General features: G+C 67.1%; 23 protein-coding genes. 18 read left to right on the top strand and 5 right to left on the bottom strand.

What is annotated here, in order from left to right:
* Positions 1 to 559 precede the first annotated feature (559 nt).
* The 5 genes from GII31_RS08905 to proB all read left to right on the top strand — a co-directional run bounded on the left by GII31_RS08905 (position 560) and on the right by proB (position 7,855).
* On the top strand, positions 560 to 4,168 hold the full coding sequence (locus GII31_RS08905) for a translation initiation factor IF-2 N-terminal domain-containing protein (RefSeq protein WP_260840388.1): 3,609 nt from the start codon (positions 560 to 562) through the stop codon (positions 4,166 to 4,168).
* A gap of 284 nt (positions 4,169 to 4,452) precedes the next feature.
* Positions 4,453 to 4,764 carry a 50S ribosomal protein L21 gene (rplU, locus tag GII31_RS08910; RefSeq protein ID WP_005192221.1) on the top strand — a complete coding sequence of 104 codons (312 nt, stop codon included), beginning with the start codon at positions 4,453 to 4,455 and terminating at the stop codon, positions 4,762 to 4,764.
* Between the two features lie 82 nt (positions 4,765 to 4,846).
* Positions 4,847 to 5,110 carry a 50S ribosomal protein L27 gene (rpmA, locus tag GII31_RS08915; protein ID WP_213248696.1) on the top strand — a complete coding sequence of 88 codons (264 nt, stop codon included), beginning with the start codon at positions 4,847 to 4,849 and terminating at the stop codon, positions 5,108 to 5,110.
* Positions 5,111 to 5,286: 176 nt separating this feature from the next.
* The gene (gene obgE / locus GII31_RS08920) at positions 5,287 to 6,747 is read left to right on the top strand and encodes a GTPase ObgE (protein ID WP_213248698.1); all 1,461 of its coding nucleotides are present in this window, start codon (positions 5,287 to 5,289) and stop codon (positions 6,745 to 6,747) included.
* On the top strand, positions 6,740 to 7,855 hold the full coding sequence (proB, locus tag GII31_RS08925) for a glutamate 5-kinase (protein ID WP_213248700.1): 1,116 nt from the start codon (positions 6,740 to 6,742) through the stop codon (positions 7,853 to 7,855). Before obgE ends, proB begins: the two co-directional genes overlap by 8 nt.
* Positions 7,856 to 7,936: 81 nt before the next feature.
* Here proB and GII31_RS08930 read toward each other — a convergent pair whose 3' ends face one another.
* The 4 genes from GII31_RS08930 to ectA all read right to left on the bottom strand — a co-directional run bounded on the left by GII31_RS08930 (position 7,937) and on the right by ectA (position 11,823).
* Positions 7,937 to 9,169 carry a lipase family protein gene (locus GII31_RS08930; RefSeq protein WP_213250079.1) on the bottom strand — a complete coding sequence of 411 codons (1,233 nt, stop codon included), beginning with the start codon at positions 9,167 to 9,169 and terminating at the stop codon, positions 7,937 to 7,939.
* A gap of 304 nt (positions 9,170 to 9,473) precedes the next feature.
* Positions 9,474 to 9,908 carry an ectoine synthase gene (locus GII31_RS08935; RefSeq protein ID WP_213248702.1) on the bottom strand — a complete coding sequence of 145 codons (435 nt, stop codon included), beginning with the start codon at positions 9,906 to 9,908 and terminating at the stop codon, positions 9,474 to 9,476.
* Positions 9,905 to 11,176, bottom strand: coding sequence for a diaminobutyrate--2-oxoglutarate transaminase (ectB, locus tag GII31_RS08940; protein WP_213248704.1), 1,272 nt, complete (start codon positions 11,174 to 11,176; stop codon positions 9,905 to 9,907). The genes GII31_RS08935 and ectB overlap by 4 nt, the downstream gene beginning before the upstream one ends.
* Before the next feature lie 110 nt (positions 11,177 to 11,286).
* A complete protein-coding gene (gene ectA, locus GII31_RS08945) occupies positions 11,287 to 11,823 on the bottom strand; it encodes a diaminobutyrate acetyltransferase (RefSeq protein ID WP_213248706.1) in 537 nt (178 codons plus the stop codon).
* Positions 11,824 to 11,999: 176 nt separating this feature from the next.
* Between ectA and rsmD the strand changes: the two genes are divergently transcribed.
* From rsmD to GII31_RS08985, 8 genes are all read left to right on the top strand, one after another.
* On the top strand, positions 12,000 to 12,548 hold the full coding sequence (rsmD, locus tag GII31_RS08950; protein WP_213248713.1) for a 16S rRNA (guanine(966)-N(2))-methyltransferase RsmD: 549 nt from the start codon (positions 12,000 to 12,002) through the stop codon (positions 12,546 to 12,548).
* 182 nt (positions 12,549 to 12,730) lie between these two features.
* Positions 12,731 to 13,804, top strand: coding sequence for a nitronate monooxygenase (locus GII31_RS08955; RefSeq protein WP_213248715.1), 1,074 nt, complete (start codon positions 12,731 to 12,733; stop codon positions 13,802 to 13,804).
* Between the two features lie 25 nt (positions 13,805 to 13,829).
* Entirely contained in the window at positions 13,830 to 14,318 is a 489-nt protein-coding gene (coaD, locus tag GII31_RS08960; protein ID WP_213248717.1) for a pantetheine-phosphate adenylyltransferase, read from the top strand.
* Between the two features lie 139 nt (positions 14,319 to 14,457).
* Positions 14,458 to 15,267, top strand: a complete 810-nt coding sequence (locus GII31_RS08965; RefSeq protein WP_213248719.1) for a DivIVA domain-containing protein — start codon at positions 14,458 to 14,460, stop codon at positions 15,265 to 15,267.
* An 87-nt stretch (positions 15,268 to 15,354) separates the two neighbouring features.
* Complete coding sequence (locus GII31_RS08970) at positions 15,355 to 15,981, top strand: YceD family protein (protein WP_213248721.1); 627 nt, start codon at positions 15,355 to 15,357, stop codon at positions 15,979 to 15,981.
* Complete coding sequence (gene rnc, locus GII31_RS08975) at positions 15,978 to 16,784, top strand: ribonuclease III (RefSeq protein ID WP_407649933.1); 807 nt, start codon at positions 15,978 to 15,980, stop codon at positions 16,782 to 16,784. The genes GII31_RS08970 and rnc overlap by 4 nt, the downstream gene beginning before the upstream one ends.
* On the top strand, positions 16,777 to 17,694 hold the full coding sequence (gene mutM, locus GII31_RS08980) for a bifunctional DNA-formamidopyrimidine glycosylase/DNA-(apurinic or apyrimidinic site) lyase (RefSeq protein ID WP_260840389.1): 918 nt from the start codon (positions 16,777 to 16,779) through the stop codon (positions 17,692 to 17,694). The genes rnc and mutM overlap by 8 nt, the downstream gene beginning before the upstream one ends.
* A 28-nt stretch (positions 17,695 to 17,722) precedes the next feature.
* A complete protein-coding gene (locus GII31_RS08985; RefSeq protein ID WP_213248785.1) occupies positions 17,723 to 18,973 on the top strand; it encodes a vWA domain-containing protein in 1,251 nt (416 codons plus the stop codon).
* Positions 18,974 to 18,997: 24 nt separating this feature from the next.
* Here the strand turns inward: GII31_RS08985 and GII31_RS08990 are convergent, their stop codons facing one another.
* Complete coding sequence (locus tag GII31_RS08990) at positions 18,998 to 19,918, bottom strand: alpha/beta hydrolase (protein WP_213248787.1); 921 nt, start codon at positions 19,916 to 19,918, stop codon at positions 18,998 to 19,000.
* A 121-nt stretch (positions 19,919 to 20,039) separates the two neighbouring features.
* Here GII31_RS08990 and GII31_RS08995 point away from each other — a divergent pair, with 121 nt between their 5' ends.
* From GII31_RS08995 to smc, 5 genes are all read left to right on the top strand, one after another.
* Complete coding sequence (locus GII31_RS08995; protein WP_213248789.1) at positions 20,040 to 20,300, top strand: type II toxin-antitoxin system Phd/YefM family antitoxin; 261 nt, start codon at positions 20,040 to 20,042, stop codon at positions 20,298 to 20,300.
* The gene (locus GII31_RS09000; protein WP_213248791.1) at positions 20,301 to 20,555 is read left to right on the top strand and encodes a Txe/YoeB family addiction module toxin; all 255 of its coding nucleotides are present in this window, start codon (positions 20,301 to 20,303) and stop codon (positions 20,553 to 20,555) included.
* Positions 20,556 to 20,839: 284 nt separating this feature from the next.
* Positions 20,840 to 21,265 carry an OsmC family protein gene (locus tag GII31_RS09005; RefSeq protein ID WP_213248793.1) on the top strand — a complete coding sequence of 142 codons (426 nt, stop codon included), beginning with the start codon at positions 20,840 to 20,842 and terminating at the stop codon, positions 21,263 to 21,265.
* Positions 21,266 to 21,360: 95 nt separating this feature from the next.
* Positions 21,361 to 21,642, top strand: a complete 282-nt coding sequence (locus GII31_RS09010; protein ID WP_213248795.1) for an acylphosphatase — start codon at positions 21,361 to 21,363, stop codon at positions 21,640 to 21,642.
* A gap of 85 nt (positions 21,643 to 21,727) precedes the next feature.
* On the top strand, positions 21,728 to 25,333 hold the full coding sequence (gene smc / locus GII31_RS09015) for a chromosome segregation protein SMC (protein ID WP_213248797.1): 3,606 nt from the start codon (positions 21,728 to 21,730) through the stop codon (positions 25,331 to 25,333).
* Positions 25,334 to 25,344: the final 11 nt, after the last annotated feature.

Genomic DNA, 25,344 nt, shown 5'->3' on the forward strand with positions numbered 1-25,344 from the left:
ACGACGCGCGGCCCCGGCTGATGTCCCCGGGGCCGCGTGGCCATCGGTGCGGTCCGCGGTACCGAACCGCGTTCGCCCGGTGACATTGCCTGCCTGGCACAGGCACGGCCTGTGATACTTCCTTTCGGGACATTCACTCGTGGGACATCACCGCCGCGATATCGCCGCTGAGGCGTTCGTGTCGTGCGTCTTCGCCCCGGCCAAGTGGCCGCCGTTCACGACAGCAGTGCCCGCTCACGCCGCGCAATTGCGCGTTGGTTGCGGGAAACGGGTCACGGTGTGGGATACTGGGGAGAGTTGTCGTCGACACACTTTGTTGACGGTGATCGATGCCGGTCCGCTCGTCATCCCCACCGCGCGCACGTCACATTCGTGTCCACGCGGTGGTGTGGATGTTCGATGCAGCCGGTCATCACACAGCAAGGCGCCATGTTTATCTCCGCTACCGCGGAACGGGCAGTGCGCGAAGACCACATAACACCGGCCACGGCCGGGACACAGAGTTAGGCCCCCGCGTGGCCGCGTCAGCCCGACGCGCCCGGGGGCTCAAGGAGACTGAGTGACCGAGAACGGGTCGCCTGCTGACGCCAACGACGCTTCAGCACAGGCAGACGATTTTCCCATCAAACTGCGGGTTCATGCGCTCGCCCGGAAACTGGGCATCACCAGCCGGGAGGTGCTCGCCCACCTGGCCGATATCGGACACGCTGCGCGTTCGGTCCAGTCCAGCATCGACCGCGAGGTGGCGTTCATCGTTCGCGACCGCGTGACCGGCGAGACCGCACAGCCGCAGACGCCGGAACCGCAGACGCCGGAACCGCAGATCCCGGAGCCGCAGATCCCGGAACCGCAGACGGAAGTATCGGCGACGCCGGAACCGGAGGCCCCGGAACCGAAGGCCCCGGCTCCGGAGGAGGAGACCGCTCCCGAACCGGAGGCGGTGACTGCGTCGGCGCCGGATGAGGCGAAGGCTCTGGTGCCGAAGGCCGCGGATGAACCCGCCGCCGATGAGTCGGCCCGGCTGGGCGTCGCCGACGCACAGCCGTCGAAGGCGTCCGCTCAGTTGGCGATCGATTCGTTGTTCTCCGCGGCGGCTCCGGCGGCCCCGGAGTCGGTTGCGCCACCGGTGGTGGTCGAGGCGACCGTGCCGCTGTTCCTGTCGCCCGAGCTGGCCGAGGCGCCGTCGGCCACGACCGATGCCGGTGCCCTGGACACGACTGATCTGGACACGACCGATCCGGACACGACCGATCTGGACACGACCGACTCGAGCAGGACCGGCCGGAAGAAGACCGGCCAGAACAAGGGCCGGGCCGCCGAGGTCGCCGACGACGAGGCGGATGCGGTCGGCGAGACCGATTCGGAGTCCGACGACGACGGAGACGACGACCAGTTCGGGTCGGGCAGGACCCGGCGTCGGCGTCGGGGTCGGCGCGGCCGGGGACGTGGCCGTGGCGATCAGGTCGATGCGGGGGAACGCGGCGACGGCGAGAGCGACGACGCGGCGACGGCCGGGGACAGCGACACCAACGATTCGGGCGCTGACCAGACCAAGGAATCGGCCACCGGAGATGACTCCCGGCGTCGCGAACGTCGGCGCAGGCGCCCGGCGGCCGGTGACGAGCAGGCGGGTGCGGCAGAGGACACGGCATCGGGCGACTCGGACGGTTCGGCCACCGATGACGCGCGGACATCCGAGCGCACCACATCCGGGCAGGGCGACCATGACGATCAGGGCGACCACGATGATCAGGGTGAGGGGTCCGATGCGGACGCGGGTGACTCCGAGGCGGACGACGCCGGAGGGGACTCGTCCACATCGCGCCGGCGTCGGCGCCGGCGTCGGCGCAAGGGCACCGAGGGCGACGAGGCATCGCCGGACGATCCGCCGAACACGGTGGTGCACGAACGCGAGCCGCGTACCAAGCGGGCCCGCGACGAGGTGCAGGGTATTTCCGGCTCAACGCGGCTGGAGGCCAAGCGGCAGCGCCGGCGGGACGGCCGTGACGCGGGCCGGCGTCGTCCGCCGATTCTGAGTGAGTCGGAGTTTCTGGCGCGGCGTGAGGCCGTCGACCGGGTGATGGTGGTGCGTGAACGGACCCTGCACGATGCGAACGCCGAGGACTACACGCAGGTGGCGGTCCTCGAAGACGGTGTGCTGGTGGAACACTTCGTGACCACCGAGACGTCGTTGTCGCTGGTGGGCAATATCTATCTTGGCCGGGTGCAGAACGTGCTGCCCGGTATGGAGGCGGCGTTCGTCGATATCGGCCGTGGTCGTAACGGCGTGCTGTACGCCGGCGAGGTCAACTGGGACGCCGCGGGGCTGGACGGTGGCTCCCGCAAGATCGAACAGGCCTTGCGGCCCGGCGATTCGGTGCTCGTGCAGGTCAGCAAGGATCCGGTGGGACACAAGGGTGCCCGGCTGACCACGCAGATCTCGTTGGCCGGCCGCTACCTGGTGTACGTGCCGGGCGGGTCGTCGACGGGGATCAGCCGCAAGCTGCCCGACGTGGAGCGCAAGCGACTCAAGCAGATCCTCGCCAAACTGCTGCCCGAGGATGCGGGCGTGATAATCCGCACCGCCTCGGAAGGCGTGAGCGCCGATGAGCTGGGCGCCGACATCGCGCGCCTGGAAAGCCAGTGGAAGGGCATCGAGGCCGCCGTCGCCGACGCCGAGGGACGTTCGGGAAGCGGGGCCCCGCGGGCTCTGTACGAGGAGCCCGATCTTCTGGTTCGAGTGGTGCGCGACCTGTTCAACGAGGACTTCAAGAAGCTCATCGTCGAGGGCGACAAGGCATGGAACCTCGTCGAAAGGTATGTGAGCTCGGTCGCACCGGACCTCATGGAACGTGTCGAGCGGTTCACCAAGCGCCATGCGGACGCGCCCGATTCTTTTGTGGTGCACCGGATCGACGAACAACTGGCCAAGGCTCTCGACCGTAAGGTGTGGTTGCCCTCGGGCGGCACGCTGATCATCGAGCACACCGAGGCGATGACCGTCATCGACGTCAACACGGGCAAGTTCACCGGCGCCGGGGGCAACCTCGAGGAGACGGTGACCCGCAACAACCTGGAGGCGGCCGAGGAGATCGTGCGGCAGATGCGCCTGCGCGATCTGGGCGGCATGATCATCGTCGACTTCATCGACATGGTCCTCGAATCCAATCGTGACCTGGTGTTGCGTCGGCTCACCGAGGCGTTGGCGCGTGACCGTACCCGGCATCAGGTGTCGGAGGTGACCTCTCTGGGGTTGGTGCAGATGACCCGCAAACGGCTGGGTACCGGCCTGCTGGAGGCGTTCTCGACCACCTGCACCGCATGTGCTGGGCGAGGCATCATCGTGCACCAGAATCCGGTCGAGGTGCGTACCGACGACCAGGCGCGCCCCGAGGGCGGTTCGAAGCGCTCGCGCAAGGCCAAGAAGCGGGCCGAGCAGTCTTCCGAGGCGGCCAAGGCCTCGCACAACCCGTCCGAGCATCCGATGTTCCGGGCGATGGCGGCGCACTCACACGACCACGGTGACGAGCACCCCGGGCATGAAAACTCCGGGCCTGAAAGCCCGGGGCCTGACGAGCACCACGGTCGTGACGAAGTGGTGGCGGCCGTGGTTGTCGACGAGATTGAGATCGTCATCACAACCGCTGGTTCGACGACCGGTCCGGACGCCGGGGATTCCGCCGCCGATGCGGTGACCCCGGACACGGCCGGACGCGATGACGCGAACCGCCCGGACGCGGACGAGGCCGCCCCGGCGGCCGAGGAGGTCGCGGCGGTACGGCCGGCGCGCAACGGTGTCGGTGCGGCCGATGTCGCCGGTAGTGCGTCCGGGGACATCTCCGGCGCAGATGACCGGGCGGCAGCCGACGGAGCCGGTCGTGTCGACGGAGAAGACGGAGCTCACTCGGCATCCGAGCGTGAACCCGAGCGTCCGGCCCGGGGTACGAACGGTGGCCGCAGGCGGCGGGTGGTGCGCGTGACCACCCCGACGACGACCACCGAGCCGGTGGTGATGACGGCCGCACCGGTGGCCGCCGACACCGAGAGCGCCCCGGTGACCACGTCGGGGCCGGCCACGTCGGCTCCGGCGGCCAAAGCGGTGGCCGTACGGCGCAGGCCGCGCAGGCGTTCGGCGGGCAGGCCTGCGGGCCCGCCGGTCGAGGAGTAGGCAGAACCGTCAGGGGCGGGGCTGGTTTGACCCGAATGGTCACAGTCCCGTAGCCTTGAACGGTCGCCTTCGGCGAAGAGTCTGCGCTGTGCGGGATTGATTTCCAGCACATGGCTGCTTGTTCTTCGCGACAGGCATTCTGGTGTGATCTGCGGTGACCCTGACAACTGGTCCGGGGTGTATTGCGGCCCGCGTCAGGTAGACAACCACAGATCAGGATCAGTAGAGCGCCGGAACCGCGGATGCGGGCTCGGCCCGACTAGACGAGTTAGAGGACAGCTTCGATGGCAACGTACGCGATCGTCAAGACCGGCGGTAAGCAGTACAAGGTCGCAGAGGGCGACATTGTGAAGGTCGAGAAGATCGACAGCGCGCCGGGCAGCACGGTGAGCCTGCCGGTGGCACTGGTCGTCGACGGCGCCCAGATCACCACCGACGCCGATGCGCTGGCCAAGATCTCCGTGACCGCCGAGGTCGTCGAGGAGACCAAGGGCCCGAAGATCCGCATCCACAAGTTCAAGAACAAGACCGGCTACCACAAGCGCCAGGGTCATCGTCAGAAGCTGACGGTCCTGAAGGTCACCGGCATCAACTGACACCCAACGGGGCTGCTGTCACCGGTCGTCGGCGATGGCAGCCTCCGAAACCCAGATCCACAGATTTTTCAGGAGGACTGAGATGGCACATAAGAAGGGCGCGTCCAGCTCGCGCAACGGTCGTGATTCCAACGCCCAGCGGCTCGGCGTCAAGCGCTTCGGTGGCCAGCAGGTCAGCGCGGGCGAGATCCTGATCCGCCAGCGGGGCACCAAGTTCCACCCCGGCGTGAACGTCGGTCGCGGTGGTGACGACACCCTGTTCGCGCTGGCAGCCGGTGCGGTCGAGTTCGGCACCAAGCGTGGCCGCAAGACCGTCAATATCGTCACCGACGCCGCTGCGGTCTGATTTCCCACCCCGATGAGGGGTGAGGGAGCATAGCCTTCACAGAGGGTGCACAGGGGAACCATCCCTGGGCGCCCTCTGTTGGTGTTTGTGGGCCCTGATCGTTGCCGGGGCCCTGTTGTCAACTATCAGTGTTACCACCGATCTGGGATTCCACCGATCAGGAAGTGAGAGTGGCGATGTCTCGGTTCGTCGACCGCGTGACCATTCATGTGACGGCCGGAAACGGTGGCCACGGGTGCTCGTCGGTGCACCGGGAGAAGTTCAAGCCGCTCGGCGGCCCCGACGGCGGCAACGGCGGCAACGGCGGGTCGGTGCGGCTCGTCGTCGATCCGCAGGTGCACACGCTGCTCGATTTCCACTTCCGGCCGCACGCCAAGGGCACCAACGGTAAACCCGGCATGGGGGACAATCGCGACGGTGCCACCGGTGAGGACCTGATCCTCAAGGTGCCCGACGGGACCGTGGTACTCGACGCCGACGGCAAGATCCTGGCCGACCTTGTCGGCGCCGGAACGACTTTCGACGCCGCACAGGGCGGCCGTGGCGGCCTGGGCAATGCCTCGTTGGCCTCCAGGGCCCGCCGGGCGCCCGGTTTCGCGCTCCTCGGTGAAGAGGGCCAGTCACGGGATCTGGTGCTGGAGCTCAAGTCGGTGGCCGATGTGGGGCTCGTCGGATTCCCGTCGGCGGGCAAATCGTCCTTGGTGTCCGTGCTCTCGGCCGCCAAACCGAAGATCGCCGACTACCCGTTCACCACCCTCGTACCCAATCTCGGTGTGGTGCAGGCGGCCGGTGACATCTTCACCATCGCCGACGTGCCCGGCCTGATCCCCGGCGCGTCCATGGGGCGCGGCCTGGGACTGGAGTTTCTGCGGCATCTGGAGCGCTGCGCGGTACTGGCGCATGTAGTCGATTGCGCCACACTGGAACCCGGCCGCGACCCGGTCTCCGACATCGACGCGCTGGAAGCGGAGCTGGCCGCATACCGTCCGGCTCTCGCCGCCGACCACGGTCTCGGTGATCTGGCCGATCGACCACGTGTGGTGATTCTGAACAAGATCGACGTCCCCGACGCGGCGGAGCTGGCCGACCTGGTGGAACCCGAACTCGTGCAGCGTGGTTGGCCGGTATACCGGATTTCGGCGGTGAGCCGCACCGGATTGCGCGAACTGACCTTCGCCCTGGCGAAGATGGTTGCCGATTATCGTGCGGCACAACCGAAAGCACAGCCGCGCAGACAGGTGATCCGCCCGGTCGCCGTCGACGACAGCGGATTCACGGTGGTACCGGATCCGGCCGTGGAGGGCGGCTTCATCGTGCACGGCGCCCGTCCCGAACGTTGGATCGCGCAAACCCAGTTCGAGAACGACGAAGCGGTGGGCTACCTCGCCGACCGGCTGAACAGGCTCGGCGTCGAGGATGAGCTCAAGCGCCTCGGCGCCCAGCCGGGTGCGCCGGTCACCATCGGCGCGATGACCTTCGACTGGGAGCCGACCACACCGATGGGCGAGGACGTGCCGTTGACCGGCCGCGGCACCGACGTGCGGCTCGACCGGTCCGAGCGCATCGGCGCGGCCGAACGCAAGCAGGCGCGGCGGGCGCGACGGTCCAGATTCGAGGACGGCGACGTCCATGAGTGAGGTGCGTACCCGCATCGCCGACGCGCGCAGCATCGTCGTCAAGATCGGCTCGTCCGCGCTGACCGACCTGCACGACGGGCTCGACCGGCGGCGTCTGGACGCGCTCGCCGACGCGCTGGAGGGCCGGATGCGGGCGGGTACCAACGTCACCGTCGTGTCCTCGGGCGCGATCGGTGCGGGTATCGCCCCGTTGGGGCTGAAGAAGCGTCCCAGCGACCTGGCCACCAAGCAGGCCGCGGCCAGCGTCGGGCAGCTCGCGCTTGCCCACGCGTGGGGTACGTCGTTCGCCCGCTACCAGCGGACGGTGGGGCAGGTGTTGCTGACCGCCGACGACTTCGCCAATCGGCGGCACCACGCCAACGCGCAGCGCACGCTGGAACGTCTGGTCTCGCTCGGGGTGGTTCCGGTGGTCAACGAAAACGACACGGTCGCCACCAACGAGATCCGGTTCGGCGACAACGATCGGCTGGCCGCGCTGGTGGCCCATTCGATCCGGGCCGATGCGCTGGTGCTGCTCAGCGATGTCGACGGACTGTACGACGGCGATCCGCGCAAGGTGGGGTCCAACGGTGAACGTGCCCAGTTCATTCCCGAGGTACACGGTCCGGAGGACTTGGACGGGGTGATCGCCGGTTCCGGTGGTGCGTTGGGTACCGGGGGTATGGCCTCCAAGCTGACGGCGGCGAGGCTGTCCGCGGACGCCGGTGTGCCGGTGTTGCTGGCCGCGGCATCCGATGCCGCTCTCGCGCTCAAGGACGCCTCTGTGGGCACCGTGTTCGCGGCTCGGGCCGAGCGCCTGACGGCGCGCCGGTTCTGGGTCCGGCATGCGGCCGACACCAGCGGATCTCTCGTTCTCGACGACGGTGCGGTGTCGGCGGTGGTCGCCAGGCGCCGGTCACTGCTGGCCGCGGGCATCGTCGATGTGAAGGGCTACTTCTACGCCGGCGATGTGGTGGAACTTGTCGACTTGTCCGGTGCGGTACGCGGGCGGGGCGTGGTGTCCTACGACGCCGACGAGATCACCCTGATGGAGGGTCGTTCGACCGCCGATCTGCCGGCCGACCTGCGTCGGCCCGTGGTCCACGCCGACGACCTGGTGGCGCGGTAGGCGTCCAGCCGAACACGAACACGAGAACAAGGAATGCCTGGCCCGTGAGGGGCCAGGCATTCCTTGTTCTCGCGTGTGCGATCAGCAGGTGCTGGGCACCGGTTCGCCGCGGAACCGCGCCGACAGGAAGTCCATCGCCGGCAGTACCCCGATCACCGCGGCACTCATGTGCTCGGGCGAGGGTGTGAGCAACGTCTGCACCTTGGTCCCGGCCTTGCAGTACCGGCGGATGGTCGAGCTGATGGAGTCGAGGGGGATCAGCACGTCGGTGGGGCTGTGCCATTCGAAGATCGGTGCGGTGGGCACACCCGGATACATCGCCAGGCTGTTCTCGGCGCCGATCTTGCGGAACGTCTTGTTCTCGAACAACTGCACACCGCTCTTGGTGACCTGCCGGGCACTGTGGCCCGCGCCGATCCGCAACACGTCGTTGGTGCAGGCGTTGCGCATCTCCGAGAACATCCGCTTTCCGTCGGTGGAGAGGAAGTCGAAGATGGTCACCTTGTCGGAGTACTCACGGGCCAGACCGATGGCTGCGGCGAAGGCCAGACCGAATGCGGGATGGGGGCGGTTGTAGCCCAGACCCTCGGCCATCTTGATCAGGTCCATCGGCACGCCGCCGTACGCCGCGCCCACGATGTTCAGGTCGGGGGTGTACTTGGGTGCCAGTGCCGCGGCCCACGCCGTGGCCATGCCGCCACCGGAGTATCCGGCGAGGCCGACCTTGCTGTGCTTGACGGCGGCCGGAGTGAAGTTCTGCGTGGCGGTGATCGCGTCGAGGGAGATCTGTCCGCCGAGTTTGGCGGCTCCGTACGCGCTGCGGGGCCCGAGATGATCGGGGATGCTCACCGTCCAACCCTGCTGCAGTACGACGTTGAGGGCCGGTGCCTCACGGATGGTGAGGTTGGGGTCCTGTGTCCACAGCACCTGCGACGGCGCGCATTCGAGTCCGACCGCGTTGACGATGTGCTGGAACGACAGCAGCGGGCCGTTGGCCTTCTTGCGGTTGGGCACCAGAACCGTGGTGATCGCGGCGATCGGCTTGTTCTCGCTGTCGTTGGAGCGGAACTTGATCTGATACGTCTTCACATCCACGAACGCGGGCGGATTGGGCCGGGACCGGGTGGAGATGATCTGGCCCTGCTTGTACGCGGCGATGTTCTTGGGCGTTTTGTAGAAGCTGTCCGACAGCGGGGTGGGCAGCGCGGCATTGACCTTGGCGATCCGTGCGGCGTCGACCCTGCCGTCGTCGGGTACACCGGCGGCGGGCGCGGCGGCCACGGTGCCGCACACCAATGCGGATACGGCCACCAGCGCAGGAACGGCGGCCCGGAGCCACGAGGTGCGCCCGCGGGTGGTCCGCCGCCGCGCTGTCGATCGCGTGTCGGTGCGATTCACGAGATGTCTCCCCATTTCGGAGTCAGCATGCAACTACTGCCGAGGGCGCCGTCGACAGGCCTACTGGGCCATGTCGGGGATCACACGCATCGGCCGGCACCATGCCGGTCACAAGGTGTCGGCTGGTACGGCTCCGACAGTACCGCACACTTCGTTCACGTTACCGGGCCAGATGTCGTCCAGATGGGTGAATTCGGGTGCGGGACGAGGCTCCGGCGCCCTATTGTGTCGTGGCCTCGGTGGCGTGCCGGCCGGTGTTCTGTGGCACGGCCACGAGAGGATACACGCCGTTCTCGTCGTGCACCTCGGTGCCAACCACCGGTGGATTGAACACGCACAGCATCCGCATCTCGGTATCCGCGGTGACGGTGTGCCGGTCGTGGTCGTTCAGCAGGTACATGCTGCCCGGTCCCAGCCGATAGGTCGTTCCCGTCTCGCGGTCGAGCAGGGTTCCGGTGCCCTCGACCAGCCACACGGCCTCGATGTGGTTGGCGTAGTGGAACTCGTTGACCGAGCCGGCCTTGATGGTGGTCTCGTGGAAGGAGAAGCCGACGCCGTCGCCGCCCAGGACGATCCGCTTGGACACCCAGTTGCCCTTCGGATCGGCCACCTCGCGCTCGGTACCGCTGATCTCCTGCGTCGTCCGGACGATCACGCCACGACCTCCTCGACGGAGCGGACCAGGATGTCGAGTCCGTGGGTCAGATCGTCGTCGGAGATGGTCAGCGGAGGAAGCAGCTTGACCACCTCGTCGGACGGGCCGGAGGTTTCGGCGAGCAGCCCGGCCCCGAACGCCGCGGCACACACCTTGCCCGCGGCGGTGGTCTCTGCAAACGCCAGGCCGCGCACCATGCCGCGTCCGCGGGTGCTCAGACCGTCGTGCCGTTCGGTGAGTCCGGTGAACACCTCGTGGATGTGTTCACCTTTGCGGTGCACCTCGGCGGTGAGGGTGTTGTCGGCCCAGTACGTGTCCAGGGTCTTGGTGGCGGTGACGAAAGCGGGGTTGTTGCCGCGGAACGTGCCGTTGTGTTCACCGGGTGCCCACACGTCGAGTTCGGGCTTGAACAGCGTCAGGGCCAGTGGCAGGCCGTAGCCGCTGATCGACTTCGAGAGCGTGACGATGTCGGGGGTGATTCCGGCGGCCTCGAACGAGAAGAACTCGCCGGTGCGGCCGCAGCCCATCTGCACGTCGTCGACGATCAGCAGGATGTCGCGGCGACGGCACAGTTCCTCCAGCGCCTGCAGCCATTCGACGCGGGCCACGTTGACCCCGCCCTCGCCCTGGACCGTTTCGACGATCACCGCCGCCGGCCGGTTGAGTCCACTGCCGGAGTCGTCGAGGACGCGCTCGAACCAGGCGAAGTCCTCCATGACGCCGCCGAAGTAGTTGTCGAACGGCATAGGGGTGGCGTGCACCAGTGGGATACCGGCACCGGCACGCTTCATCGAGTTGCCGGTGACCGACAGCGCGCCCAGGGTCATGCCGTGGAAGGCGTTGGTGAAGCTGATGATCGATTCGCGGCCGGTGACCTTGCGGGCCAGCTTGAGCGCCGTCTCGACAGAGTTGGCGCCGGTCGGGCCGGGGAACTGGATCTTGTAGTCCAGTCCGCGGGGTTCGAGGATCCTGGAGGTGAAGGTCTCGATGAACCGGCCCTTGGCGACGGTGGCCATGTCGAGGCCGTGGGTGATGCCGTCGTCGGCGAGGTAGTCGATCAGTTCGGCCTTGAGGATCGGGTTGTTGTGGCCGTAGTTGAGCGATCCCGCGCCTGCGAAGAAGTCGAGGTATTTGCGACCGCCGGAGTCGGTCAGCCACGAGCCGCTGGCGCGGTTGAATACCGTGGGCCAGCTACGGCAGTAGCTGCGAACCTCGGATTCGTGGGTGGTGAAAACCGAATCGTCGATATGCTGGTCGAGTAGCTTCATGTTCTGCTCTCCTTGGAGTGATCGCACTGGCCAATCGCTATGAAGATGTGCGTATGAGCGGTACGCCGACGAGTGCCGGAGTATCAAATGATGTCGTTCGGTACGGATTGTCAGTCGGACGGGGATGTCGCCGACGGTTCGAGCCGATAGAGATCCTCGGATTCGTGTGAATCCGGGAACAATTCCGCGGCAAAGAATTTCTCGCGACGGAACTGCAGACCGCGTGCGGCGGCGACCGAGGCGAAGAGTCGTCGGGATGCCTGGTTGTCGGGGCTGATCGTGGTGTGCAGTGCGACGACGCCGTCGTCGTGGGCACACCGGTCGAAAAGCCGGTGCAGCATGCCGGCGGCCACACCACGACCACGGGCGTCGTGGTCGACTGCGACCTGCCACACCATCAGTACCGTCGGATCTTCGGGGCGACGGTAGCCGGTGACGAAACCGATTGGTCGACTGTCGATTTCGGCGACGATGGAGGTAGCCGCGAAGTCGTTGCACCACAGCACATAGGCGTACGACGAGTTGACGTCGAGAACCTTTGAGTCCGAAGCGATTTCCCAGAGCCGATGACCGTCCGGTGCGGACGGCCGCCGGTAGTCCACGGCAATTGCGGATGTCGGGGTCGTGCTTATGTGAGACGGGCTCATGACCTTTTCGACGTTAACAATGCATTTCCCGGAAATCATTCGTCGGGCAAAATTGATCACCGAAATACCGGAGTCCGTCCAGGTCACACCAGCAATGTGACACCCATCACAGTACTGTGCGGGCGGTATGCGCCGAGTGGCACTCGGCCGGTCCCGAGGGTGGACAATGGGCGACCATGACCAGGATCATCGCCGGCCGTTTCGGCGGCCGCAGGATCGCAGTTCCCGACGAGGGGACCCGCCCCACCTCCGATCGGGTACGCGAGGCCGTGTTCAACATGCTCGGCGCCCGCGTCGACCTCGACGATGCCGCAATCGCCGACCTCTACGCGGGGTCCGGCGCGCTCGGTATCGAGGCGCTCTCGCGGGGGGCGGCCTCTGCGGTGTTCGTCGACTCCCGGCGCAGGGCCACCTCGGTGATCACCGCGAACCTCAAGGCGTGCGGGACCTCGTCCGCGGCGCGGGTGGTGACCGCGGAGGTCGGTGCCTACCTCGCCGGTCCGGGCACGCCGTTCGACGTGATCTTCATGGACCCGCCCTACGACCTGGACTCCGTCGTGGTGCAGGACGATGTGCGGGTCGTCGCCGACAGCTTTCTCGCCGATGGTGGGTTGCTCGTGCTGGAGCGTTCTACCAGGTCGGCACGTATCGATTGGCCGGAGAACCTCGATGTGGTGGCCGACAAGACCTATGGTGACACCAGGGTGGAGATCGCCCGCCGATAGCCGGGGCCCGCGCGGAATCGGCGCTGAACCATGGAGTGCTCGGGGGATCCGCAGTGTTCGACAGAACGGCCGTGTTCGGCCGGCCAGCTGTGTTCGGCTGATCGGGCATGCAATTCTCGTTTTTGACATAGCATGTTCTTGCTGAGAAAGAATCGGGTATGCGCGGAGGTGGCAACGGAACGATGAGTGAATCGAAGGGCGGTGCGGGGGTCCGGGTCGGTCCGATCGAATGGGACGTCCCGATCGTCGGGGCGCCGATGGCGGGCGGGCCGACCACGCCGGCGCTGGTTGCCGCGGTCGGCAACGCGGGCGGGCTGGGCACGCTCGCGGCCGGCTACCTGACCGCCGAGCAGCTCGCACCGCTGCTCGTCGAGGTGGAGTCGCTCACCGATCGCCCCTATGGGGTCAATCTGTTCTTGCCGGGCTCGGACGTGGGTGAACGACTGGCCGAGGAGATCGACGAGTACCGCACCAGGCTGCGGATCGATGCCGATACCCTCGGCGTCGAGGTGGGCGAGCCGATGTTCTTCGACGAGGACATCGACGCCAAGATCGCGGTGCTCGCGCGGCACCGACCCGCCTTCGTCAGCACCACGTTCGCCGACCCGGGGCGACTGCTGGTGGACCGGATCCACTCGGAGGTGGGCGCACTGGTTTTCGTCACGGTGACCTCACCCGAAGAGGCCGCGGCCGCCCTCGCCTCCGGCGCCGACGCGCTGATCGCGCAGGGGGTGGAGGCCGGTGGGCATCGCGGCATCTGGCACGACGACCCCGACAACTCGCTCGGCGGACCCGGCATCTCCACCGTGGGTCTGGTCCGCAAGATCGGCAAGAGCACCGACGTGCCGATCATCGCGGCCGGCGGGGTGGGCGTCGCCGACGACGTGCGCGCGCTGCTCGACGCGGGAGCCACCGCAGTGGCCGTCGGCACCGCGCTGCTGTGCGCCGACGAGGCCGGCACTTCGGAGGCCTATCGCAACGCCGTGTGGAGTTGGGAGTATCGCGGTACCGTTGTCACCCGCGCGTTCTCCGGGCGGCCCGCCCGTGCCCTGGCCAACCGGTTCGCCACGATGAACGTCGACGCGCCCGCCGCCTACCCGCACGTGCATTACATGACCACACCCATCCGGGCCGCCGCCACGGCCGCGGCCAACACCCAGACACTCAATCTGTGGGCCGGCGATGGGTGGGACGCGGTCCAGAAGGGGAGTGCGGCGCAGATCATCGCCACCCTGACCGGGCAATCACCGGGGTGAGGCTCTGCGGGTAAGTTGCTGTGGCATGGCTACCGCTGTCTGCCCAGGATCTTTCGACCCGTTCACCCTCGGCCACCGCTATGTGGTCGAACGTGCCGCCGCGCGCTTTGACGAAGTGGTGGTGACCGTCGTCGTCAACCCCAACAAGTCGGGGATGTTCAGCGTCGACGAACGCATCGCACTCATCGAGGAGGACTGCGCCGGACTGCCGAACGTGCGGGTGGACAGGTGGACCGGTCTGCTCGTCGACTATCTGACCACCAACGGGTACTCGACCATCGTCAAGGGGCTGCGGTCGGCGGTCGACTTCGACTACGAGGTGCCGATGGCGCAGATGAACCGTGAACTCAGTGATGTCGAGACGGTCTTCCTGCTGACCGATCCCCGGTTCGCGCATGTGTCGAGTTCGTTGGTCAAAGAGGTGGCCAAGCTGGGCGGCGACGTCGCGCCGTTCCTGTCGGCCCATATCCACGAGCGGTTGATGGCGGCGGTGACCGGCGAGCGAGAAGTTTGATACTCACCACATAGATCACGACACGCCACACCAGCTTTACTCGTAACAGCACTATCTTTCTGCACAATAGTCACAGCAGTCTCGTCGGCCACATGGACCGGCCGGGCCGGAGAAGACCACCGCAGGGAATGAGGTAGCTGTGTACCGGGTATTTGAAGCACTCGATGAACTGATCGCCATCGTCGAAGAAGCACGAAGCGTCCCGATGACCGCAGGTTGCGTCGTCCCGCGTGGCGACGTGCTCGAACTCCTCGACGATCTCAAGGACGCCATCCCCGGTGAACTCGACGACGCGCAGGACGTGCTCGACCAGCGCGACGACCTGATCAGCACCGCGCGTGAGCATTCGGACACTGTGATCGCCAAGGCCGACTCCGAATCGGAATCGACGCTGGAGAACGCGCGCGCCGAGGCCGACCGCATCCTCGCCGACGCCAAGGCGCAGGCCGACCGGATGGTCGACGAGGCCACGATGCACGGCAAGTCCATTGTCGACGAGGCATCCGAGGAAGCGCACCGGATGCGGTCGAGTGCATCCCGCGAGTACGACTCGGTGACCGGCCGCGCCCGCACCGAGGCGCAGCGCACCATCGACGCGGCCAACAGCTCCTACGACAGGTCGGTAGCCGAGGGCATCGCCGAGCAGCAGCGCCTGGTGTCCGAGTCCGAGGTGGTGGCCGCATCCAAGAGTGAGGCCGAACGGATCATCGACGCCGCCCACGCCGAAGCCGACCGGCTGCGGGGCGACTGCGACGTGTACGTCGACGAGAAGCTCGCCCAGTTCGAGGAAGTCCTCACCGGCACGCTGCGATCGGTCAACCGTGGCCGTCACCAGTTGCGCACCGGTGCCGGGATGCACGACTACGTCGACTACCCGCGCAGCGTCGGGACTCCAGGCGATCGCCAGTCGTCCCAGCGTGACCACGAGGCGTCTGCGCTGGCGGTCTGACCGGGTGACCGGGGTCGGTGGCCGCCGCCGATCGCGGGCCCTGAGGTCCGCGGGTCCGGTCACTGGCCCCGGCCACGGGTCGGGCGTATGGTGCATACCGTGTCAGCTCAATCCGTGACCAGTCCGACGCCGTTCGTGCTGGACATCCGCAGCCTCGGCCGTCGCCCGGGCACCATGGCCGAAGTCCATCGCACCATCTCCACGCCCTCACGTATCGGTGTGGAGATGATCGGCATCGAAGAAGGTTCGGAGGTCGACGTCGATCTGCGCCTGGAATCGGTGTCCGAGGGCGTCCTCGTCACCGGTACGGTGTGCGGCGAGACCGCCGGGCAGTGCGCGCGATGTCTCGAACCGGTGGAGGGCACGGTGCACGTGTTCCTCACCGAACTGTTCGCCTACCCCGACAGCGAGACCGAGCAGACCACCGACGAAGAGGACGTGCACCGCATCGTCGACGAACGGATCGACCTCGAACAGTCGATCATCGACGGCGTGGCGATGGAACTGCCGATGTCGCCGCTGTGCTCGGAGGACTGTCCGGGCCTGTGCTCGGTGTGCGGTGCCCGGCTGGCGGTCGCCGATCCCGACCACAGCCATGACGTCATCGACCCGCGGTGGGCGGGACTGGCGGCCAGGTTCGACACCGGCGGCGGCGATGCCGCGCGCGATGACAACAAACAGACCGATGATGGGACGGGGGCCGGCACACAGTGACGCGCAGGTCGGGGGATACAGGTGAGAACGGTTGCAGTGATCTCACGGACGCGCTCGGAGTGCCGATCTCACCGGATCTGCTCACCCTCGCGCTGACGCACCGGTCCTACGCCTACGAGCACGGTGGCCTGCCCACCAACGAGCGCCTGGAGTTCCTCGGCGACTCGGTGCTGGGTGTGGTGGTCACCGAACGCCTGTACAAGCGCTACCCCGACCGGCCCGAAGGCGAACTGGCCAAGATCCGCGCCAGCGTGGTCAACATGAATGCACTCGCCGACGTGGCCCGCGGACTCGGCGAGGGCGGGCTGGGCCGACACCTGTACCTGGGTCGCGGTGAAGAGCTGACCGGCGGCCGCGACAAGGCCAGCATTCTTGCCGATGGCCTCGAATCGCTTTTCGGCGCAATGTTTCTCGATCACGGCCTGGACACGTCGCGAGAGACCATCTTGGCCATCTTCGACGACGTCATCAGCAAGGCGGGTGAGCTGGGCGCAGGTCTGGACTGGAAAACCTCCCTACAGGAGTTGTCCAGTGAGCGTGAACTGGGCCCGCCGCAGTACCAGGTCACCTCCACCGGACCGGATCACGACAAAGAGTTCACCGCGACGGCGGTCGTGGGCGGTGAGAATCTGGGCACGGGCGTGGGACGGTCCAAGAAGGAAGCCGAGCAGAACGCCGCCGCGCTGGCGTGGGAAGTGCTCGACAACCGGTCTGGTGCCGGTGAGGAGTCGAGCCCAGAAGCCGGCCCGGAAGAATCGGGCCGAGCAAGCGCCGAGCAGGGGACCGGAACCGAGAGTGCCTGAACTGCCCGAAGTCGAGACCATCCGGCTCGGCCTCGCGGCGCATATCGTCGGTCGCCATATCGACCAGGTCGAGGTCCTGCATCCGCGTGCGGTGCGCAGGCAGGCCGGGGGAGCCGCCGATCTGGTTGCCCGGCTTCGTGGTCTGACCATCGCCGAGGTCCGGCGTCGCGGAAAGTATCTGTGGCTGGCCGTCGACTCCGGCGAGCCCGCCGACGGCTGGGCAGTGGTGATTCATCTGGGAATGAGTGGGCAACTCCTGATCGCCGAACCCGGCGCACCCGACCAGACACACCTGCGGATCCGGCTGACCCTCGCACCGGATCACGCCACCGCCGCACCGATCGAACTACGATTCGTCGACCAACGCACCTTCGGTGGCTGGTTTATCGATGACTGGGCTATTGACGACTGGGCTGTTGATGACTCGGGAACTATTGTGCCCGAATCAATTTCGCATATCGCTCCCGATCCGTTCGAATCCTCGTACGACCAGGAGCGGGTGATCGCCAGGATCCGGGCCAAACATACCGAGATCAAGCGCGCCCTGCTCGATCAGACGCTGATCTCCGGAGTCGGCAACATCTACGCCGACGAGGCCCTGTGGCGGGCGCGCCTGCACGGCACCCGCGTCACCGACCGCATCAGCCGCGCCAAACTCACCGAACTGCTCGACGCCGTCACCGATGTGATGAGTGAGGCGATCGTCGTCGGCGGCACCTCGTTCGACGACCTGTACGTCAACGTCAACGGCCAGTCCGGCTACTTCGAGCGTGCCCTGAATGCCTATGGGCGTGAAGGGGAGCCGTGCCGACGATGTGAAACCATCATGCGCCGCACCGCATTCACGAACCGCAGCTCGTTCTACTGTCCGAAGTGCCAGCGGCCACAGAGTCCGACTTCCGTCCGCTGAACGCCGTCCGCTGATGAGGAGCACTCCCATGTCTGATTTCGCACTGTCCCGTGGTCAGAACACCGCGCTGACCGGACCGCGTCCCCTCACGGTCCAGGTTCGCGGCCGCATACGCCTAGACGTCCTGGCCTTCGTGCTGGGCGATGACGAGAAGGTTTCCGGTGACGCGGATTTCGTGTTCTACAACCAGCCCGCACATCCCAGCGGCGCAGTGACTCTCGATGACCGGGGCGTCGTCGTCGTTGATCCGGCCCGGTTGCCAGGAGGTGCGAGTCGGGTACATATCGGGGTGGTTGCCGAGCATCAGACACTCGGTGATGCGCGGATCGAGGTGGTCCTGGCTCAGGACGGGCGGACCGTGACCGCTCCTGGTGAAGGGCTGACGGTCGAGACATCGGCGGTGCTGATCGAGATCTATCGTCGCGGCGATGACTGGAAGATCCGCAACACCAGTGCGGGATGGGAAGGTGGCTTCGCCGACTTGGTGCGCAGCCACGGTGTGCAGGTCGATGACGAGCCCGTGCCGGGGCAGTCCGGTGCCGCAGGGCCCCGGACGGCGCCTGGCGAGGAGAAGCTCTCGCTGACCAAGCGCGCCACGCTCGACCTGCGCAAGAAGCAGGTACACAAGGTGCTGCTGGAGAAGAAGGTCCAGCCCGGCGTACGTGCCCGCGTGGTCATGGTCATCGACAAAACATTCTCGATGTCGGTGCTGTACCGAGATGGCGTTGTCGGTGAACTTGTCGAGCGGATGATCCCCGTGGCCACCCAACTCGACGATGACGGTGCGCTGGAGGCTTACGTCTACGCGGTGCGGTGCGCCAAGCTGCCTGATATCACCGTGGATCGTGCTGAGGAATGGGTCCGCGAGTACGTACATTTGCGCGGCGCGCACGGTGGCGTCGACTACGACCGGCTCGGGGGCCGTAACGAGGAACTGCCGATCCTGGAGCAGGTGATTGCCGACTGTCGCGAATCGGCCGACCCCGTTCTGGTGCTCTTCTTTACCGATGGCGGTTTTGCGCGGGGCCGGAAGGCGATTCAGAAACTGATCAGCGAGGCCGCGGCGCTGCCGATCTTCTGGCAGTTCATCGGTATCGGGAAGGCCGACTTCGGTGCGCTGACCGCACTGGATGAGCTCTCCGGGCGCATCGTCGACAATGCGGGCTTCTTCGCCGTCGATGACGTATCCCGGATCAGTGACGAGCAGTTGTACCGGCTGCTGCTCTCGGAGTTTCCGGACTGGCTCGCCGCCGCGCGCGCCGCACGGGTGTTGCGTTGAACTGACCGGGCCGCGGCGGGCCGGCTACTCGCCGCGGCCGAGCGCGTTCACCAGCCACGCATCGATGGCTGTGGCCGCCTGACGCCCGACGGGTGTCGGATGGTTCGAGAAGCCGTGCGGTACATCGGGGTAGATCCGGAGAGCGACCTCGCTGCCCGCCGCCGCCAGGCGCGCGGCCATGAGCAGGTTGTCCGGCAGGACCACGTCACCGGTACCGACGACCACCAAAGTGCTTGGCAGGCCCCGCAGGTCACCGTAGGCGGGGGATATGTCGGGAATCGAGCGGTCATCGACATGGCCCGCGTAGGCGGCGACGAAGTAGTCATCGACCACGGCCTTGCCCGATGGGGTGTGCTCGCTCAGGTCGTATGTTCCCGCTTCCAACAGCGCACCACCGAATGCGCCGACGGCGCCGCGGTCGCGCAGTCGCAGTAGGGTGGTGACGGCGAGTGTCGCGCCGGCGGAGAAGCCGCCGAGGATCAGGCTGTCAGTGCCGAAACGGTCACGTGCGCAATCGATCAGCCACTCGGCGGCCGCCGCGCAGTCATCGGGTGCCGCGGGCCACGGATTCTCCGGAGCGAGTCGATAGTCGACGCTGACCACGGCCAGTCCGGTGGCATCGGCTCGCCGGGCGTTTCGTTCGTCATCGGCGACCGCCGAACTCATATAGAAGCCGCCGCCTGGGAAATGCAGCAGAACGCCGACGACCGGTCGATGCAGTGGTTCGATGATCCGGAGCGGTACGGCATGGCCGGCCACGTTGACCGTGTCGACGACCGCGCGGCCGGAGCCGGTGAAACGCGCCTGCCGCGCCGCACGCGCCTCCGTCAACTCCTGATAGTCGGCCAGGGCAGAGGCGCGCGGCCGTGTCTCGTAGAACTCGCTGGTCGCCGCCGCATCAGCCGTCGATACTGATTCGACCAGGCTCCTCAGCGCGAAATCCATGGGCCCAGGCTACTGGGACCACTGACGATTCGACTGTTGACTGTCATGCAAGCGTCCTGCGGGACTGTGACGCGCCCAACTGGTACCGTTTACTTGTACCGCTTCTGGGTTGGAGGTCGTGATGTCCATCAGTGCAAGTGAGGCGAGGAAGACTTTGTTTCCGCTCATCGAGCGGGTGAACGAGGACCGTGACGCGATCGAAATCGTGTCGCGCAAGGGAAACGCAGTGCTGATGTCGGCGGATGAGTACGCGGCATGGCAGGAAACGGCATACCTGTTTCGTTCTCCGGCGAATGCACGCCGACTGCTCGACGCCTACGAGCGCGCCCGTGGAGGTCGTACGGAGGTGCATGAACTCGACCGCTCGGACGACACCGACTGAATGAGACTTGTCTGGGATCTGGCTGCCTGGGAGGACTACACGCACTGGCAGAGCGTGGACCGGCGTGTGCTCAAGCGAATCAACGTCCTGATCGATGCTTGCCTTCGGGAACCGTTCGAGGGGATCGGGAAGCCGGAGCGGCTCAAGTACGGAGCGGCCGGAGCATGCTCACGTCGAATCACCGACGAGCACAGGTTGGTCTACCTTGTCGACGGGAGCGACCTCATCATCTTGCAGGCGCGCTACCACTACTGACTCGGCGGAGTCCCGGTCGATAGATTCACCCAGGCGACCGAGAGCTGTGACGGCTTCCAGTTGTAGCGCTGGACGACTTGAACGGTCTCGGCCTTGTGGTCGACAACCGCATCGATCGAACTACCTATGGTCGTCGGAGCCATGCGCTGCCACTATCCTGCTTCAGCGGGTGGATACAGCGCGATCGGTCTGAGCGGCTTTGCCGGGCGGAAGGATTCGTCTGTCGGGAACGTTGGCACCACCTGAACCGCGAGTGTCCCGAACCGGAAAGGCCCAATACGACCATGAGCACTTCTCCCACCCCGACCGAACTCTGGGTGCAGCGCACCGGAACCCGCCGTTACACCGGGCACAGCTCGCGTGGCGCGCAGGTATTGATCGGATCGGAGGACGTCGAGGGTGTCTTCACCCCCGGTGAGTTGCTGAAGATAGCACTGGGCGCGTGCACCGGTATGTCGTCGGACAAGCCGCTCGCGCGGCGTCTCGGCGACGACTACGACGCGACGATCCGGGTGAGCGGTCCGGCCGACCGGGAGAACGAAGTGTACCCGGTGCTGTCGGAGACCCTGGAGGTGGACCTGTCCGAACTCGACCCCGAGGCGGCACAGCGACTGTTGGTGGTGGTGGAGCGGGCAGTGGAGGCCGTGTGCACGGTAGGACGCACCATCAAGGCCGGTGCCGAGGTGAAACTCGCCATCGAAACAGACTGACGGGAGACGGACTGACGGGGAGACGGACTGACGGGGAGACGGACTGAGCGGGACGAAGTGGCCGCGAACCCCACGGTTGCCGATAGCGTTGTGTGATGAGCGCGACGGAGCAACGGTTGACGGCCTGGGTGCACGGCCGGGTCCAGGGTGTCGGCTTTCGGTGGTGGACGCGTTCGCGTGCCCTCGAGCTCGGCCTCGTCGGGTATGCCGCCAACCAGGCGGACGGCCGGGTGCTGGTGGTGGCCGAGGGGCCGCGCGCGGCTCTCGACCAACTGCGCGACTGGTTGCGGGTCGGCAACACGCCGGGGGAGGTCACGTTGGTCGTCGACGACTACTCCGTAGCCAGAGGTGACCTACGTGGTTTCATCGAGAAATAGGCCTCATCGAGAAGGGTCGTGGAGAGGCGATCGCCACAGTGGCGTGATCCGATCCTGACATACCCCACCGGTAGGCTTGTTGGTCGTGCATCTCAAGAGCCTGACCCTCAAGGGGTTCAAATCGTTCGCGTCGGCCACGACGCTGCGGTTCGAGCCGGGCATCACCTGTGTGGTTGGCCCGAACGGATCGGGCAAATCCAACGTCGTCGACGCCCTCACCTGGGTGATGGGCGAGCAAGGCGCCAAGGCGTTGCGCGGCGGCAAGATGGAGGACGTCATCTTCGCCGGAACCTCCGGGCGGCCCCCGCTGGGACGTGCCGAGGTGACGTTGACCATCGACAACTCCGACGGCGCGCTGCCCATCGACTACTCCGAGGTCTCCGTCACCCGGCGCATGTTCCGTGACGGTGCCGGCGAATACGAGATCAACGGCAGCTCGTGCCGACTGATGGACGTGCAGGAGCTGCTGTCGGACTCGGGCATCGGGCGCGAAATGCACGTCATCGTCGGGCAGGGGCGATTGGCCGCGATCCTGGAGTCGCGGCCCGAGGACCGCCGGGCTTTCGTCGAAGAGGCCGCCGGCGTGCTCAAACATCGTCGCCGTAAGGAGAAGGCCGTCCGCAAACTGCAGGGTATGCAGGCAAACCTGGACCGGCTCGGCGACCTGACCGCCGAACTGCGCCGCCAACTCAAACCACTCGGCAGACAGGCCGAGGTGGCGCGGCGCGCGCAGACCATCCAGGCCGATCTGCGTGATGCCCGGTTGCGGCTGGCCGCCGACGACCTGGTGACCCGGCGTACCGAGATGGCCCGGCACACCGCCGTCGAGGACGAGGTGCGCCGCGAACAGGACGAGGTCACCGCACAGCTGGACACCGTCACCGCGGCCCTGGCCGAACACGAGACACACCTGGCAGAGATCATCCCGGCCGCCGAAGCAGCCGGTCAGGGCTGGTTCCGGCTGTCGGCGCTGGCCGAACGCGTCGATGCCACCTGCCGGGTCGCCGGCGAACGCAGCCGCTACCTGTCCGAACCGTCGGCACTGCCCGGCGGCCCGGACCCGGAGGAACTCGAGATGGAGGCCGAGGAAGCCGCCGAGACCGAGATGGAGATGACCGAGGCCGTCGACATGGCCGCCGAACGCCTCGACGAAGCCAAAACCGAACTGGCCGAACGTGAATTGTTTGCCGAGGCGACCGAACGGGAACATCTGGCGGCGGTGCGCGCGATTGCCGATCAGCGCGAGGGCATCGCCCGGCTGGAAGGGCAGGTGGTCAACCTGCGGACCCGCACCGAGTCGGCGGACGCGGAGACCGCGCGGCTGACCGAGGCCATCGCGTCGGCCACCGAACGCGCCGAACAGGCCCGGCAGGCTCAGGACGCGGCCGAGGCGCTGCTCGCCGAGCTGGATGGTGCCGAAGCCGGGCTCGACGAACACCACGACCGGTGCGTGGCCGCACTCGACCTGTCCGATCACCGGGTGGCCGCCCTGCTCGCCGAGGAACGCACCGCAGAACAACGCATCGCCTCCCTGACCGCCCGCATCGAGGTGCTCGCGGGCAGCCTCGAACGCGGCGACGGCGGAACCTGGCTGCGCGAGAACGCATCCGATGGCCTGCTCGCGCCGCTGGCCGAGCTGCTGACCGTGGAGAGCGGCTACGAGACAGCGGCGGCCTGCGCCCTCGGGACCCTCGCCGATGCCATCGTGACCGTCGACGGGACCGCGGCACTCGGCGCGCTGACCGCGCTGCGCGCCGGCGACGGCGGCCGCGCCGCCCTCATCGTGAGCGGATTGCCGGTCACCGGCCATCGCCGCGACGTCGAGCTGCCACCGGGGACGCGGTGGGCCGCCGACATCGTGACCTGCCCCGACGCCGTGCGCGGCGCGCTCGAACTACTGCTGGCCGACATGGTGATCGTCGACGACCCGGCCGCAGGTCTGGCGCTGGCACAGCGGCATCACCTGCGGGCGGTCACCCGCGACGGTGACCGGATCGGCCCTGCCGCCGTCGAAGGCGGATCCTCGCGCCGGCAGTCGAGCCTGGAGGTGCAGTCGGCGATCGACACCGCCCGCGCCCAACTGGACGCCGCCGGCCGCACCGTCGAGGAGGTCACCGCCGCGCTGTCGGGGGCTCAGTCCGAGCAGCGCGACCGCAAAGCCGCCGCCGAGGAGGCACTCGCCGCGCTGCACGAGTCCGATGCCAATCTCGGCGCGGCCTACGAACAACTCGGGCGTCTCGGCCAGGACCTGCGGACCGCGCTGTCGGAGGCCGAGCGCCTGACCCGACAGCGCGACCGCGCCGAGGAGAGCCGCGGCGAGAACCTGACCGCACTGCGTGAACTCGAAGAGCGCCTGCGCGCTGTGCGCAACACCGGCGACGCCGATTCGGTGTCGGTGGACGACGACCTCGACCGGCTCGCCGCGAGCGAAGCCGTCGGCGCCGCACGCAGCGTCGAGATGGAGGCTCGGCTGGCGTTGCGCACGGCCGAGGAACGACTGGCCTCCGTCCGCGGCAAGGCCGACTCGTTGCGGCGGGCGGCGATCCGCGAACGGGAGAACCGCGAACGCCAGCGCCTGGCCGACCAGGCCCGCCGCGAGGCGGCGGCCGTGGCGCGGGCGGTGGCCGCGGTCGGTGCCGAGGTGGCCGAGCGGGTACGGTTCGCCGTCGCGCAGGCCCAGCGCGGCCGCGACGAACTCGACGCCGTCCGCAGGCAACGGTCGACGGCACTCGATGAACTCAAGAAGCAGTCCGCTCAACTCACCGACCGCCTGAACGCCCTGCGCGACAGCGTGCACCGCGACGAGATGGCCCGCGCCCAGGCGGCGTTGCGCATCGAACAACTCGAAGAGCAGATTCTCGAATCGTTCGCGATCACCCCCGACGACCTGGTCGCCGAATACGGACCGGATGTGCCGATGCCGCCGTCGGCGCTGGAGATCGCCGAGTACGAGCAGGCCAAGGAACGTGGCGACCAGGTGGTCGCACCCGCGCCGATGCCGTTCGATCGGCGTGCCCAGGAGACGCGCGCCAAACGCGCCCAGAAGGATCTCAACACGCTCGGCAAGGTCAACCCGCTCGCCCTGGAGGAGTTCGCGGCCCTGGAGGAACGCTACAACTTCCTGTCCGCGCAGCTGGAAGACGTGAAGGCGGCCCGCGCCGACCTGCTCGCCGTGGTCGAGGATGTCGACGCGCGCATCCTGCGGGTGTTCACCGAGGCGTACGCCGACGTCGAGCGCGAATTCGAGCAGGTGTTCGCCTCGCTGTTCCCCGGCGGCGAGGGCAGGCTCGTGCTCACCGACCCGGGTGACATGCTGACCACCGGCATCGAGGTGGAGGCCCGACCGCCGGGCAAAAAGGTCAAGCGGCTCTCGCTGCTGTCGGGTGGTGAGAAATCGTTGACGGCCGTCGCGATGCTGGTGGCGATCTTCCGGGCCCGGCCGTCACCGTTCTACGTGATGGACGAGGTGGAGGCCGCACTCGACGACACCAACCTGCAACGGCTCATCGGCCTGTTCGAACAGTTGCGGGAAAAATCGCAGCTCATCGTCATCACGCATCAGAAACCGACCATGCAGGTGGCCGACGCGCTGTACGGCGTCAGCATGCGCGGCGACGGCATCACCACGGTGATCTCGCAGCGGCTGCGCGGAGTCGATATCGCCGTCCCCGCCACCACCGAACCCGGGTAGTCTCTGCGCTG

Source organism: Gordonia pseudamarae, from assembly GCF_025273675.1.
In the GTDB taxonomy this organism is placed as follows: Bacteria; Actinomycetota; Actinomycetes; order Mycobacteriales; family Mycobacteriaceae; genus Gordonia; species Gordonia pseudamarae.